The organism is Mucilaginibacter galii (assembly GCF_014635825.1).
Classification (GTDB): Bacteria; Bacteroidota; Bacteroidia; order Sphingobacteriales; family Sphingobacteriaceae; genus Mucilaginibacter; species Mucilaginibacter galii.
In genome coordinates this window covers 1-12,477 of sequence record NZ_BMDO01000004.1, presented here as the reverse complement: position 1 = coordinate 12,477, position 12,477 = coordinate 1, and the positions used below count along the sequence as shown (strand labels likewise).

The 12,477-nt window shown below is 43.2% G+C and carries 11 protein-coding genes and 1 other RNA gene; 8 read left to right on the top strand and 4 right to left on the bottom strand.

Going from position 1 to position 12,477, the window contains the following annotated elements:
- Nucleotides 1-86 precede the first annotated feature (86 nt).
- Nucleotides 87-2,921 carry a TolB-like translocation protein gene (locus IEV61_RS08540; RefSeq protein WP_188415653.1) on the bottom strand — a complete coding sequence of 945 codons (2,835 nt, stop codon included), beginning with the start codon at nt 2,919-2,921 and terminating at the stop codon, nt 87-89.
- Between the two features lie 226 nt (nt 2,922-3,147).
- On the opposite strand from IEV61_RS08540, the gene hscA reads away from it, so the two are divergent.
- A complete protein-coding gene (gene hscA / locus IEV61_RS08535; protein WP_188415652.1) occupies nt 3,148-5,004 on the top strand; it encodes a Fe-S protein assembly chaperone HscA in 1,857 nt (618 codons plus the stop codon).
- 77 nt (nt 5,005-5,081) lie between these two features.
- Here the strand turns inward: hscA and IEV61_RS08530 are convergent, their stop codons facing one another.
- Nucleotides 5,082-5,375, bottom strand: coding sequence for a hypothetical protein (locus IEV61_RS08530; RefSeq protein ID WP_188415651.1), 294 nt, complete (start codon nt 5,373-5,375; stop codon nt 5,082-5,084).
- A gap of 95 nt (nt 5,376-5,470) precedes the next feature.
- Here IEV61_RS08530 and IEV61_RS08525 point away from each other — a divergent pair, with 95 nt between their 5' ends.
- Nucleotides 5,471-6,631 (top strand): tetratricopeptide repeat protein, encoded by a 1,161-nt coding sequence (locus tag IEV61_RS08525; protein WP_188415650.1) that lies wholly within the window; start codon nt 5,471-5,473, stop codon nt 6,629-6,631.
- Here IEV61_RS08525 and IEV61_RS08520 read toward each other — a convergent pair.
- The gene (locus tag IEV61_RS08520; protein WP_188415649.1) at nt 6,628-7,212 is read right to left on the bottom strand and encodes a riboflavin synthase; all 585 of its coding nucleotides are present in this window, start codon (nt 7,210-7,212) and stop codon (nt 6,628-6,630) included. The genes IEV61_RS08525 and IEV61_RS08520 overlap by 4 nt on opposite strands.
- Nucleotides 7,213-7,389: 177 nt before the next feature.
- Between IEV61_RS08520 and IEV61_RS08515 the strand changes: the two genes are divergently transcribed.
- From IEV61_RS08515 to IEV61_RS08505, 3 genes are read left to right on the top strand one after another with little or no spacing between them, the layout of a single operon-like run.
- Nucleotides 7,390-8,244, top strand: coding sequence for a methylated-DNA--[protein]-cysteine S-methyltransferase (locus IEV61_RS08515; RefSeq protein WP_188415647.1), 855 nt, complete (start codon nt 7,390-7,392; stop codon nt 8,242-8,244).
- 2 nt (nt 8,245-8,246) lie between these two features.
- On the top strand, nt 8,247-8,516 hold the full coding sequence (locus IEV61_RS08510; RefSeq protein ID WP_188415644.1) for an Ada metal-binding domain-containing protein: 270 nt from the start codon (nt 8,247-8,249) through the stop codon (nt 8,514-8,516).
- 11 nt (nt 8,517-8,527) lie between these two features.
- Nucleotides 8,528-9,130, top strand: a complete 603-nt coding sequence (locus IEV61_RS08505; RefSeq protein ID WP_308472321.1) for an alpha-ketoglutarate-dependent dioxygenase AlkB family protein — start codon at nt 8,528-8,530, stop codon at nt 9,128-9,130.
- Between the two features lie 15 nt (nt 9,131-9,145).
- Here the strand turns inward: IEV61_RS08505 and IEV61_RS08500 are convergent, their stop codons facing one another.
- Entirely contained in the window at nt 9,146-9,886 is a 741-nt protein-coding gene (locus tag IEV61_RS08500) for a rhamnogalacturonan acetylesterase (RefSeq protein ID WP_229747075.1), read from the bottom strand.
- Between the two features lie 640 nt (nt 9,887-10,526).
- On the opposite strand from IEV61_RS08500, the gene ssrA reads away from it, so the two are divergent.
- The 3 genes from ssrA to IEV61_RS08490 all read left to right on the top strand — a co-directional run bounded on the left by ssrA (nt 10,527) and on the right by IEV61_RS08490 (nt 12,367).
- Nucleotides 10,527-10,894: a transfer-messenger RNA gene (ssrA, locus tag IEV61_RS08495) on the top strand.
- Between the two features lie 246 nt (nt 10,895-11,140).
- Nucleotides 11,141-11,440 (top strand): Arm DNA-binding domain-containing protein, encoded by a 300-nt coding sequence (locus tag IEV61_RS20575; RefSeq protein WP_229747074.1) that lies wholly within the window; start codon nt 11,141-11,143, stop codon nt 11,438-11,440.
- Between the two features lie 21 nt (nt 11,441-11,461).
- Nucleotides 11,462-12,367, top strand: coding sequence for a site-specific integrase (locus tag IEV61_RS08490; protein WP_229747073.1), 906 nt, complete (start codon nt 11,462-11,464; stop codon nt 12,365-12,367).
- The last annotated feature ends 110 nt before the right edge of the window (nt 12,368-12,477 follow it).

Below are 12,477 nucleotides of genomic sequence, written 5' to 3'. Positions count from 1 at the left end.
ACAATATTAAAGTTTAAGTACTTCTGTTAAAAAAGAATACTTCCAGAAGCCTTTGTTATTTTAAATGAGGATCAGTGATGCAGCACTTAAAATATATTCAGCGGCAGTATCAGGGTAAAGCGGTTACTGCCTGCCCCGCCAAAAATATCCCTGTCCAGCAAATAAGTATATCTTAAACCAAAGGTTATCCGGCTTTCGTTGAACCATTGGGTATCAAAAAACAGCTCCGCTCCTGCCGATCTGAAATCTGCTTTAAAGTTGGTTCCGTTGGTGTAAAAATCAGTACCGTGCGTATAATCGTAAAAAATATTGCCCCGTAACCTTAACAAGTACACCAGGTTGGCAAAGCCTGCATCGGGGTAAGCAATGGGGAAATGATAATTAGCCCCGGCTTTATACAAACGGTATAAGTTATCGGACGTGTATCCCCTTGAAAAAGGAAGCTGATTAGAGAAGATACTATAATTGCGGTCGCGGCGCTGGTGGGCTATATTAAACACCAAGCTATGGTTGGTAAACAGTCCTGGGAAATAAAAGGTGCCCGAAGCCAAAAGCTGGTGTGCGTTGAGGCTGTTAATGGTGTTGCGGTAAGTTAGCGTAATGTTTTGCGCCAGGTGCGGGTATATGTGCTGCACCGGGGCAGCAATCTGGTTACTAAAAGTAATAGAATTATTAAGATAAGTATTGTTGGGCAGCGCGTTTTTAAAGGCCGCCTGCTTTACATCGTTAATGCTGTAATTAATACTGCTGACAATGTTAAAACGGGTATAATTACGCCCTTGCGATAGGTTGAGCGGCACCTGTAAACCTGCCTGCACCTGCGTTTCGTTCCAGTTTACTTCTACCGGGTTGCGGTTGCGGTCAAAACCATAATCGCGCCTGTCGAGCGTATAATTTACGCTGCCAAACAGGTAAGGGAAAAGTGCCCCGTAAGTAGACGTAAAGCCAAACTGTTTATACCCCTCGTTGCGGTTATAGGTGAGGGAAAGCTCGCTTTGGAAAGTGTTCAATATGTTCTCGCCCACTAACGAGAATGAATACTCAGGGTCATCGAAGTAAGGAATTAGGCTATGAAAGTTGAACGGGCGCGTAAACTTCGGATACTTTTTAAGCGGTAACACTTCTGTATTAACGGTAGACAGCAAGTTGGCTGATGAATCCCTTTGTAGTGATGCAATATTAAAATCTGGCAACTGTGGCAACGCAGTTACGACCTGTTTGGTTAAGCTGCCTTTGGCAACCTCATGTAACTGATAGCCATAAGCGCTAAAGCTTACCCAAGCTACGTTGTTAGCGCTTACTGCAGGCTGGTAATTGCCAATGTAGCTTTGCAATGAATCGCTTTGCAGCTCAAAAAGCTTCCTGTCTTTAACGCTCACCGCAAAAAGCTTATCGTTAACGCCCGATGTTCCGGTAAAGTAAACGGTGTCGTTTTTGACTACCGGGAATGCCTTGGGTGCTATGCTTGCCGGGCTTAAGTCGTCTACCTGCCCTGTTGCTACATCAATAAGCGCAACCGACATTTTGCCATCACCTTTACGAATGGCGGCCACGATCTGGTTTTCGGTATAAAATTTTGGATAGGTATAATACAGGTTTTGAGGGTTAGGTATACTACTGATCAATTTACCATCGGCAGCGTTAAGCACGTGCAGTGCATACTTGCCCGAGGGCTGCGCATCTACCGCTACAATGCGGCTATTATTGGCATTAAAGGCCGGGGCAAAATACTTGGTTTTGGTAGTTACCTTGCGTTGAGCACCGGTTTTAACATCGATGATCTTAATTTCATTAAACTCGCGGTAACCCCAGCGCAAGTCAGGACGGCGCGAGGCGTAAACTATTTCGCCGTTATTGTAGGTAAAATAGCCATCCACCGTAAAATCGCTCAACCGTATGCGCCGCTCGGTATTTCCTTTTCTCATGATGAAAGCCGGCCGTTGTTTGTAGGACGATTTGCGGTAGATAATGGTTTCATCGTCAACATAAGCCGGGAACTCCTGGTTAGCTATAAAGTGCTGATTGGTTTTATATTTTTGAGCACCCTGCTCAAGTTGCCGAGTGATCAGCTGCTTTTTAAAATAGTTGAGTGCCGACGTACGGAAAGTGGCGTAATCTTTCCCGGTGTAAGTTTTAACCGCATTTTGGAACGGATAGATGAACGATTGGTAAGAGGCTGCCCTATTGTTGATCTTCTTCCAAACGTCGTTACCATAAGTATCGCGGCCATAGGCAACCAGCATATAACCCAAAGGGTACCAGTCGGGCACGTAATCAACGTACGATCCGTTACGCAACTTCATCCAGCTATAATTTTTACCGGCTGCCCAAAGACTGCGGTAGCCGTTAAAAAAGTAAGGCAATCGTCCCCTGCCCTGGTCGGTTAGCAACGTTTCGTTAAAAACGGCATCGCCCTCGGCAAACCAGTTGGGTACCGCTAAGCCGTAAGCCAGTTGCTGTCCGCCTTCGCCAAACAAAACGTGCAAAAAGCGCGTAAGCCCAACATCCGAATTGTTGTACTGCTGCACATGCCTAAACTCGTGAATAGCCAGCTGATCGGCTATGGATAAACTGCCTAACGAAAAACTATTTTGAGCCGGTATCAGGTAAAATTCGCTCCGAAAAGGTGCCAAACCCACATAACCATTCGTAGTAATCAACTGATTTTGCAGCACTACATTAATTTGCTTTTGCTTATAACCTATGGTAGGTTTAATTCGGTTATTGATCTGCTGTATGATACTGGCCACCCGGTAACCGGCAGAATCTAAGCCAACCGGAAAAATGATACGGGCAGCAGGCGTGTTCACCTGGTTCCATTTAATGGCGGACGGGTTGCCTCCAAACTGCTGGGCCTTAGCTACGAATGCACTTGATGAAAGCAGAGCAGCAAGCAGGAGACGGAAAACAGGTTTAAACATCAGGATGAAATTAGTTTAAAAATAGGAAAAGCATTTTGAAAATTATTAAATATATCAATTGAGTCATAGCAATAGCCCCTCCTAAATCCTCCCCCGGGGAGGGAGGAATTTGGATTTTTAGCTCCTTCCCTCCCGGGGAGGGCTGGGGAGGGGATACTCAATTCACACAAGTATGACATGCCTTAGCTTAAAACTACCTACATTTGCCGCTTGTTAAGCAAGTATTATGGCTAAAGTTTCTATTAACCTGGCTACAGGTTCTATTCAGAAAGAAGATATTATTGTAGGCATCGATTTGGGAACCACTAACTCACTGGTTGCCTTTATTGATCCTGACAAAACGCCTAAGGTAATTAACGATACCGGCAAGGGCGTGCTGGTGCCCTCAGTAGTGCATTTTGATACTGCCGGCGGTATTACCGTGGGTAACGAAGCTAAAAACTACTTAATTACCGACCCTCAAAACACCATATTTTCGGTAAAACGTTTGCTGGGTCGCTCTTATAATGATATTCAAAATTACCAGGATTTTTTCTCATACAAGGTAATTGATGATAATACCGAAAGCCTGGTTAAAGTTAAAGTGGGCGACCGCTTTTATACCCCCATCGAACTATCGGGCCTCATTTTGAAAGAACTGAAAGACCGCGCCGAGCATGCACTAAAAACACCGGTTACCCGTGCGGTAATTACCGTACCTGCATACTTTAACGATTCGCAGCGCCAGGCTACCCGCGATGCCGGTAAGCTTGCCGGACTGGATGTATTGCGCATTGTAAACGAACCTACCGCAGCCAGCTTAGCTTACGGCATTGGCTTAAACCCTGAAGAAACCAAAACTGTTGCCGTGTATGATTTAGGCGGCGGTACATTTGATGTCTCTATCCTGCAAATTCAGAACGGCATCTTCGAGGTACTTTCTACCAACGGCGATACCTTTTTAGGCGGTGACGATTTTGACCGCGCTATTTTAGAATACTGGATTGAAAAGAACGGCTTAAACCAGGCAGAACTTACGCAAAACCGCGAGCTAACCCAGCAACTGCGCTTAAAGGCCGAAGAAGCCAAAAAAGCGTTCACCCACCAAAGCTTGTTCAACGAAAAAATTGGCGACATATGGTGCACCATTGACCGCAACACTTTTGAAGAACTCATTACCCCAAAAGTTCAGCAAACCATAACTGCTTGCAGTAATGCACTAAAAGATGCCGATTTAACCATTGCCGATATTGACGAGGTAATTATGGTGGGCGGCTCTACCCGCACAGCTTTAGTAAAAAGCAAAGTGGCCGAGTTCTTTGGACGCCCGGTGCATAACGAGGTAAACCCAGATGAGGTAGTGGCCTTGGGTGCTGCCATACAAGCCGATATATTAGCCGGTAACCGGACAGATATTTTATTGCTGGATGTTACCCCCCTATCGCTTGGTATCGAAACCATGGGCGGTTTAATGGATGTGATCATTCCGCGTAACTCTAAAATACCCACCAAAGCAGGCAGACAATATACCACCTCTATTGACGGGCAGGTGAACATGAAGATCTCGGTTTATCAGGGCGAACGAGACCTGGTGAAAGAAAACCGCAAACTTGCCGAATTTGATTTGAAAGGCATCCCTGCCATGCCGGCGGGTTTCCCTAAAGTAGATATTAACTTTTTACTAAACGCCGACGGAATTTTAACCGTACAGGCCATTGAACTTAGATCGGGCACCAAACAGGAAGTAGAAGTAAAACCTGCCTACGGCATTACCGACGACCAGGTAGAGCAAATGCTGATGGATAGCATTACCCACGCCCAGGACGATGTTCAACAGCGCATGGCAATTGAAGCCCGTACTGAAGGCGAGCAAATGGTTTATCAAGCCGAGCGCTTCGTTGAAAAACACGGTGCGCTTTTATCTGTAGCCGAAGTGGCCGAAACTCATCAATATGTGCAAGCCTTGAAAGAGGTTCTAACCAGCGGCGATAAGGATCTTATCCTTAAAAAAGTGGACGACCTTAACAACCTGACCCGCCCTTACGCCGAGCGCGTGATGGACCAGGCCATAGGCACAGCCATGAAAGGGAAAAGTGTAGAATAATCTAATAAAATGTAATTTATTAGAACTTTAACGTATTTATATCAACAAAAAAGCCCCCCGATTGGAGGGCTTTTTTGTTATTTAAGGTTGTCAATTTCTTCCTGCTCTTTTAAGGCTTGAATGTTGTTCTTGCCTTCATAGTCGCTGGTTTGGTTGGCAAAGTCTTCCAGGATAGAAGCGATAGTGTCAAGGTTATCGGCCACACGCTGGTGCATGTCTGGCAGGTCCTTCTCAAGGCGTTTATCGCCAAGGTCTATATTGTCTACCTCAATTTTTCCTATCTTTTGTATAATAGCTTGCTGGCTGTTCTTCAAGTCTTCTAACTCGTGAACAATCTTTTCCATGAGTTCAAATTTTCTGATCTTATCCATAGGTCTCTTTCTTTATATACCCTTACAAGTATTTTTTTAAAAAAAAGTTTGCATGAATACATTTAACTAATAACTTAGTTAAACATTGACTGACTATGAAAACCTACATATTACTCTTTGCTTTCACCGTATTTTTAAGCACAACTTGTGTCAAAAACTCTAATGCACAAACCGCTAATGATGCCACATTGCTTGAGTTTTACCAAGCCCAGCGCTATCTTGAAGCGGCAGCTTACCTTAAAAGTATTTATAAAGAACCTATAACCGACCCTATTGCTTTGCGCAATCTGGCTTATACTTCCCAACTGGCGGGCAAACTTGTAGACGCCGAGGGCTACTATCAACGCCTCTTCGCAATTGACAGCACCAAGACTAATGTTCTCAATAGCTTGGCAGGCATTAACTTGCGTCGTGGCAATCTGGTTAAAGCCGGTGCTTACTATGCGCGCATAATTGCTGTAGATACTGCTAACTTCTTTGTACTAACCCAGCTTTCTTACATAGCCCTACGTACAGGCGATACAACCAACTACATCAACTATCTCACCAGAGGCAACCGGGTAAACCCCGAAGACCCCGACGTAGCATCGGACTTGAGCAACTGGTATGTGGATAAGAAACAGTTTGTGCCGGCCGAAAATGTCTTGAATAAAGCCGTTAAAGCTGACACCCAAAATGTTACACTATTACAAAGCCTACTTAGGCTTACTCATCGCCAAAAGAAATGGCCCGAAACGGTTAAAACAGGTTTGCAATTACTGCAATTGGGCGATGGTACCTACCTTACTGCGTTTAAACTGGCGCAAGCATATTATGGATTAAAAAACTACGTCTGCTGCCTTGAGGTGTTGGCCAATTTACGCAGAATAGAGCAAACCGAATCGTCTTATTACTATATGGGCATGTGCTACGAAAACCTCAAGAAATATGATAAGGCAGTCAGTTATTTTGAGCTGGCTATCAAAGAGGGTTTATCGCCATCTATTGCTACCTATTATGGCGAAATGGCGCGCAGCTATCAACAAGTAAATCTGACAAAAAAGGCGTTAATTGCTTATCAAAAAGGCTTACAGTTTGATGAAAGCCCTATGATACTATACTCATTAGCAATACTGTACGATGAAAAGCTGAAAAACAAAGCACAAGCAGTAAAGTACTTTAAAAAGTACCTTTCAACTAATCCGCCGGTTAGTCAGCAAGCCCTGGTAAATTATACCAAAAGCCGCGTTGAAATTTTAACCAACAAGCAGCATTAGCGTTGCATTAAACGGGCAACATACTTACCAATAATATCAAATTCCAGGTTTACTACAGAACCTTCGCGCACATGCTGCAAGTTGGTGTGCTCGTAAGTGTAAGGGATTATAGCTACCGAAAAGCCGTTGTCGGTAGAATTGACTACAGTTAAGCTAATGCCGTTGATACAGATCGACCCTTTTTCGACCGTTACATTACCTTTGGTAGCATCGTAAGTAAAGGTATACTCCCAGCTGCCGTCAAGCTCCTTGTATGCGGTACAGGTGGCGGTTTGGTCTACGTGGCCTTGTACAATGTGACCATCTAAGCGGGCATTCATTTGCATGCAACGCTCCAGGTTTACCAGGTCGCCAACTTTTAAGTGCCCTACGCTGGTTTTATTCAGCGTTTCTTCAATAGCGGTAACGGTGTGCTGATTATTATTGAGGCCAACCACGGTTAAGCAAACGCCGTTATGAGCTACTGATTGATCTATCTTCAGCTCGGCTGAAATATCAGATTCAACGGTTATATGCAGGTTTCCCTGTTCTTGTTTTAATTCGGCTACCTTGCCTAAAGTTTCTATAATTCCGGTAAACATATAAGTCCCCTATCCCCCCTAAAGGGGAGTTTGATTTTGAGCACAATGTTAATCATATTTTGACAGGTGTTTATCAGTTTTAAATCATTATCACGAACGCTTACTTAAGTAACATCGCAAGATTCGGGTTTCATAACTTATCTTAGCCCGGTACTTTTGTGTATCAAAACCAAAGCGATGGAAACGCAATACGAGTTAGATTATAGAAGGGTAGCCGATGCCATTGAGTTTTTAAAGCTCAATTACAAACGTCAGCCCGGTTTGGAAGAAGCGGCTGCACACGTAAACGTTAGTCCGTTTCACTTTCAGCGGATGTTTAAAGATTGGGCCGGTGTTACACCAAAGCAATTTTTGCAGTATTTAAGCATTGAACATGCAAAATCTATTTTAAAGGATAAGCAAGTCACCTTATTTGATACCGCTATGGAAACCGGGCTTTCGGGTACCGGCCGCCTGCACGACCTTTTTATAAAAATTGAGGGCATGACACCGGGTGAGTATAAAAACGGCGGCGAACAATTGCAGATCAACTACAACTTTGTTCAAACACCTTTCGGCACTTTACTGGTAGCCTCAACATATAAAGGTGTTTGCTATATGGCTTTTGCCGATGATAGCGAAGAAATAGCGCTGGGAAAACTGCAAAGCCGTTTCCCCAATGCTACCTATCAGCACCTAACGGATCAGTTGCAACAAGATGCCTTATATATTTTCACCCAGGACTGGAGCAGGCTTAACGAAATTAAACTTCATTTAAAAGGCACAGCCTTTCAATTAAAAGTTTGGGAAACGCTACTTAAAGTACCGATGGGAGGACTTACAACTTATGGACGCCTTGCGGGCAGCCTAAATAACCCTAATGCCTGCCGCGCAGTGGGTACTGCCGTGGGCGATAACCCGGTTGCTTTCCTTATCCCCTGCCACCGCGTTATTCGTTCAACGGGCGAAATTGGGCAGTACCACTGGGGAAGTTTGCGAAAGAACGCGATGATAGGCTGGGAAGCCTCGAAGGCCTTGGCGGAAGCACTTTAACCATGCTTTTTCATACAAGTCTTGGTGAAACCCCATTTGCACAGCAGCGACGCCTATTTAACCTTATTCAAGCAGAAGAAATCACTTTAGCCGGTTATTATAAAGGCCGCATATACGGGATGCTCAGTTGCGCAGCTGGCAAACGAATGAAACAGCAACATCGCGTATTTTTCAACAACGAAGAAGAAGCTTTAACCGCCGGGTTCCGCCCATGTGGCCATTGCCTGCCACAAAAATACAAAACTTGGAAAGCAGCAATTAATCGCCCATAATCAATATCAACATGATGGATCTTTTTAATACAGACATTAAGCATAACATACTTCCTTATGATGGTGAGGTTGTTTACTATGGATTAATTTTAACGCCTGATGAAGCCGGCAACTATCTGTCTGTATTATTAAAAGACATTGCCTGGAAAAACGATGAGGCGGTTATCTTTGGAAAACACATTATTACCAAACGCAAGGTTGCCTGGTACGGCGATGGTAATTATGCTTACAGCTACTCCAATATTAGCCGGCAAGCACTACCATGGACCAAAGAATTGTTAACGCTGAAAGCCTTGGTTGAAAAACACACCAGTACTGCGTATAACTCGTGCCTGCTAAACTTATACCACGACGGTAGCGAAGGTATGGCCTGGCACAGCGACGATGAAAAGTCTTTAGGGAAAGATACCACCATTGCCTCGTTAAGCTTTGGGGCAGCACGCAAATTTGCTTTAAAGCGTAAGCAAACCAAGCAGGCTACTTCTATAATTTTAGAAAGCGGCAGTTTATTAATCATGCGAGGCACTACCCAAACCTACTGGTTACACGCCCTCCCAAAAAGCACAAAAGTTAAGTTACCAAGGGTAAACTTAACTTTTCGCACTATGATTTAGGATGAGAATAAAAATTTATTTTAAATATTTAGCCAAAGGTAAATTAAGCTCTTTAACACCTTGTGCCGCCAACCCGGCCATTGTTTTAGCTCCATCCTGATTAAAGTGAGTATTGTCTTTTACACCTTTTGGGTAGTTAGCCAACACGCCCGAATCGCCTTGTAAAAAAAGTTTGGCCGATGGTCCTTCACCTACACTCACCAATGTAGCACGGCTTTTAAGTTGCATATCAATAAACGGAACCTTGTATTCTTTAGCTACCTCTCTAATTACATCCGGGTATTTGCCATGCGAGTCGGCCAGTTGTCCATCTTTAAAGCTACGGCGTTCTACCGGCGTTAATAGTACTGGAATGGCTTTTTTAGCACGAGCTTCGCTTACATATTTGATGAGATTAGTACGAAATTCATCGAGTGTTGTCCCCACGGCCGGTTTCTCTACCTTTTCATCATTATGGCCAAATTCAATAAACACATAATCGCCTTGTTTTAAACTGTCGAGCACAACCTGCCAGCGTTTTTCGTTAATGAAGCTTTTGGTACTCCTCCCATTTTGGGCGTGGTTAAAGATAGTGACGCTGCTATTAAAGTACTCGTTAAACACTTGCCCCCAGCCGGTTTCCGGAAACTTATTAGCCGCCTTATTGGCCATGGTAGAATCGCCCACCATGTACACTCTTATTTTCCGTTGTTGAGGTAAGGTCAGGCTTACCATGAGTACGCCTATCAACAAGAAAAACCATTTATTTTTCATCATAGTTACACGTTTAAATTTATTCAGTAATTCACGTTCTACCCCCGCTTTAAGCATGGGTTACCGTTTTGAGTATCGTACATAGTATTTAGCTTAACACACAAATCGCTTAATTTAGAATAAGCATATTGTATGTTAGTTTATAATTGAGTGGCTAAAGTAATAAAATCATCACCTAACCATCAATAAACAAGTACTGTAACAGGATAGTTAAGGATGGGCCCTATAAAACTTCCAGATTTAGTACCTATTGGCAATACGACCGAAGACTTTATAGCGGCAGCAGAAAAATAGCTTACCCTTAAAACCACTGCCAAACAGGCATGGCTAATCGAAGTAGATCAGTATTTGTCACAAAATTCGTGGGCTAAAACTTAGAAGCCATGCTTAAATTAACCAAACAGATTTTAATTGACAAGGCAAATACGTTAATACCTCAGTAAAAAAGCAATTAATTAACGGCAGCTAATTCATTATAAAAAAAGCCATTAACAATTTTTAGTGGTTCTTTTGCTGTCGATCGACGCTGCGTTTTCCATTGAGACTAGGGTAAAGCTTGCTCAACTATTACAATTTGGCTCAAATTTTGTACATTTGCAGCTACTTGACTGCTACTGCAATTTAAGATTACCTTTATTAACATGGGGTCGACCGGAATTGACAGGATGGAGATAAGTAAGTAAGCATGCAGCGCGTTGGGTGAATTAGCGCTATAATCTGAACGCTCAAACTTTCAAATGGCGAAAACAACTACGCCTTAGCTGCCTAATTTAGAATTAGCATAGCTTTTGTCCCGCCGGTTTTCCGTTCATCGGATCGGTATATGGGGCATCGAAAGATGAAACTGGCCAGCTTAGCGGTGTGATAAGCAGGTAAGATAAAGCACCTAAGGAAGAAGGTATAGGTGAGCTACTGACCTTCCCCTTCCTAACAATTTAACAGAGCTAAGCATGTAGAAAGCTTACCTTATACCATGTTTGGACGAGGGTTCGAATCCCTCCGGCTCCACAACCACAGTATCAATAAGCACTAAAACCCCTCATACGCAACGTATGAGGGGTTTTTTGTTTTAGTTTGGTGCCGTTTAGTGACCGTTGAATGCCCATTTTAGTGAGCATTTAGGTTAGCAGCAGTTTTGCTGAGTGGTGCTCACCGGGTTTGTTATAACTATTTGATAATCAAGATATTTATAGAGTAAACATCTTGTTTGGGTTATGCTGTAAAGGTAAATTTGTTTAACTTTTTAACAGCTTTTTTATGACAAACAATGTAGCTGTTCTCTTTTACTTAAAAAAGAGAACGAATGTAATTCAAGAAAAGATTCCGGTTTATGTCCGGATCACCTGCGATGGTAAACGGACTGAATTGGCAACGGGTGAAAAAATTCAGCCAAAGCTCTGGGACCCAAGTGAAGAAAGAGCCAGGGGAAAATCGGAGGTTGTCACTAAATTAAACTCTGCGCTAAATGCGGTGGAGTTAAAGGTCAACGACACCATCCGTTATTTAAAAGATTGTGGGGAAGAACTCACTGCTGAAAAAATCAAAAATCGTTTCTAGGGAAAAGCAGAAAAACCAATTATGCTGGTTGACGTATTTCGGGAACATAACCGCAAGGTTGCGGCATTGATTAATCAGGAATTTGCGCCGGCCACAGTTACCAGATATGAAACTACGCTCAGGCACGTGGTAGACTTCATGCAATGGAAATATAAGATAAACGATATCCGAGTCAAACAAATTGACCACCGGTTTTTAAGTGAATTTGAGTTCTATCTTCGTTCAGTACGTAAGTGCAACAACAATTCGGCATTAAAGTACATCAAGAACTTTGGAAAGATCGTTCGCATTTGCATTGCTAGCGGCTGGATAACCATAAATCCTTTTCTTAATTTTAAGATAAGAATAAAAAAAGTCGATCGCCCATTCCTTTCGAGGGAAGAATTGGAGGTTATGGCTAAGAAAACTTTCGTTAGCGCACGGTTAGATCTTGTAAGAGATATCTTTTTGTTTAGCTGCTACACCGGATTAGCTTACGTTGATGTTCAAAAACTCAGACGCTCGGAAATTGTCTCAGGCCATGATGGTGAACAGTGGATATTTACAAGCCGTCAAAAAACCGATACCCCATCGCGTATTCCGCTTTTGCCATATGCACTAAGTGTTATCGAAAAGTACCGTGATCATCCGCAACGTGAATTAGAAGACAGGCTGCTCCCTATTTTGACTAATCAAAAAATGAACGCTTATCTGAAAGAGATCGCTGATTTGTGTGGAATCACCAAAGATCTAACCTTTCACATTGCAAGACATACTTTCGCTACCACAGTTACTTTATTGAATGGCGTACCCATTGAAAGCGTATCTAAAATGCTGGGGCATACAAATATTAAAACAACGCAACATTATGCACGGATATTGGATATTAAAGTCGGTGAGGACATGGGGGCTTTAAGAAAAAAGCTGCAAACTTGGATATACCGCTGATATTGACCACCTGATTCCGGCGGAATGTGACCATTGATTCCGCGTCAAATTGACCACCCCATTCCGGGGCAAACTGACCAGGCATTCCGGGCCAAATTGACCACCCCGAA

Bases quoted from the DNA above. Each gene is read 5' to 3' on its own strand.
- IEV61_RS08505 (WP_308472321.1), top strand. From the start codon at position 8,528: ATGATGGATCTTTTTAATACAGACATTAAGCATAACATACTTCCTTAT.
- IEV61_RS08510 (WP_188415644.1), top strand. From the start codon at position 8,247: ATGCTTTTTCATACAAGTCTTGGTGAAACCCCATTTGCACAGCAGCGA.
- IEV61_RS08515 (WP_188415647.1), top strand. From the start codon at position 7,390: ATGGAAACGCAATACGAGTTAGATTATAGAAGGGTAGCCGATGCCATT.
- IEV61_RS08520 (WP_188415649.1), bottom strand. From the start codon at position 7,212: ATGTTTACCGGAATTATAGAAACTTTAGGCAAGGTAGCCGAATTAAAA.
- IEV61_RS20575 (WP_229747074.1), top strand. From the start codon at position 11,141: ATGACAAACAATGTAGCTGTTCTCTTTTACTTAAAAAAGAGAACGAAT.
- IEV61_RS08525 (WP_188415650.1), top strand. From the start codon at position 5,471: ATGAAAACCTACATATTACTCTTTGCTTTCACCGTATTTTTAAGCACA.
- IEV61_RS08540 (WP_188415653.1), bottom strand. From the start codon at position 2,921: ATGTTTAAACCTGTTTTCCGTCTCCTGCTTGCTGCTCTGCTTTCATCA.
- IEV61_RS08500 (WP_229747075.1), bottom strand. From the start codon at position 9,886: ATGATGAAAAATAAATGGTTTTTCTTGTTGATAGGCGTACTCATGGTA.
- IEV61_RS08490 (WP_229747073.1), top strand. From the start codon at position 11,462: ATGCTGGTTGACGTATTTCGGGAACATAACCGCAAGGTTGCGGCATTG.
- hscA (WP_188415652.1), top strand. From the start codon at position 3,148: ATGGCTAAAGTTTCTATTAACCTGGCTACAGGTTCTATTCAGAAAGAA.
- IEV61_RS08530 (WP_188415651.1), bottom strand. From the start codon at position 5,375: ATGGATAAGATCAGAAAATTTGAACTCATGGAAAAGATTGTTCACGAG.